Genomic DNA, 989 nt, shown 5'->3' with positions numbered 1-989 from the left:
GGAATACCTGCCCTGGTTCAAGGCGGACATGATTGGCCTGACCGGTAGCCTGGAACAAATTCGCGAGGTCGCCAAGCAGTACGGTGTGGTCTTTATCAAGGATAAGGAGGCTGACGAGCAGGGGTACCTGTTTACCCATAGTGATTACATTTACCTGCTGGATGACCAGGCGCGGGTGCGCAAGCTGTATCCGGCGGATTTCAAAGTTGATGAGGTGGTAGCGGATGTTGAATCGCTTTTGTAAAACGGCATGTCAGGCGGCGGCCCTGGCGGCGGCCCTGGGTGCGGGCGTCGCTAACGCCGACGTGAGTATTTCCGGTGGCTGGCTGCGAGCGGTGCCGCCGGTATCGCCGACCATGGCCGGGTACCTCACCGTAACCAACAACGGGGACACCAGCGTAAAAATTACCGGGGCACGCAGTGATATTGCGGGCCATACCATGCTGCACAGCATGACAACCCTGGATGACGGGACGCGCAAGATGGGGCACTTGCACCACATCATGCTGGCGCCGGGGGATTCTTTCTCCCTGACACCTGGAGGGGACCATTTGATGCTGATGAAGCTGCAACGTGTCCCGCAGCCCGGGGAGTCGGTCACGGTTTGCTTGTTGCAGGCTGAAGGGGACGCACTGTGTTCGGCGTTGCCGGTGCGCCGCGAGGCGCCAGAGGAGTCTTGAATCCCGACCGTAATTACGGATAATGCCATTCTTTCGTCGTAGTAAAACTTTAATGAAAAAGACGAAGTGTCTGTGGGGAGACTATGAGAAAGGTATTGTCCGTCTTGCTCGGCGCGTCGCTGGGTGCTGTCCCGTTATGGGCTGGTGCTGCTGATAGCGATGTAGAGCAGACGCTGCGTGAGTATCAGCAGCGCCTTGAAAAGCTGGAACAGCAACAGGTTGAAAGCAGCCTGACACAGCCCGAGCGGCTGCGTATCAATGGATTCCTCCCCGCCGGCATGAGCCGTGCCGAGGCGGACACCACCTTGG

The 989-nt window shown here is 58.2% G+C and carries 2 protein-coding genes and 1 pseudogene; all 3 read left to right on the top strand.

All coding sequences use genetic code 11. From position 1 onward, the window contains the following. Positions 1 to 244, top strand: a 244-nt coding sequence (locus A3730_RS00340) for an SCO family protein (protein ID WP_197477200.1), incomplete at its 5' end; no start/stop codon positions are given. Further along, positions 225 to 680 (top strand): copper chaperone PCu(A)C, encoded by a 456-nt coding sequence (locus A3730_RS00335; RefSeq protein ID WP_063519283.1) that lies wholly within the window; start codon positions 225 to 227, stop codon positions 678 to 680. The genes A3730_RS00340 and A3730_RS00335, both read left to right, overlap by 20 nt. Positions 681 to 763: 83 nt before the next feature. Further along, a pseudogene (locus tag A3730_RS29330) lies at positions 764 to 989 on the top strand (hypothetical protein); the annotation flags it as partial.

The sequence above is a fragment of the Alcanivorax sp. HI0044 genome (assembly GCF_001634945.1).
Note: the sequence above shows the minus strand (reverse complement) of the source record. Positions and strands in the feature narration are given on the sequence as shown.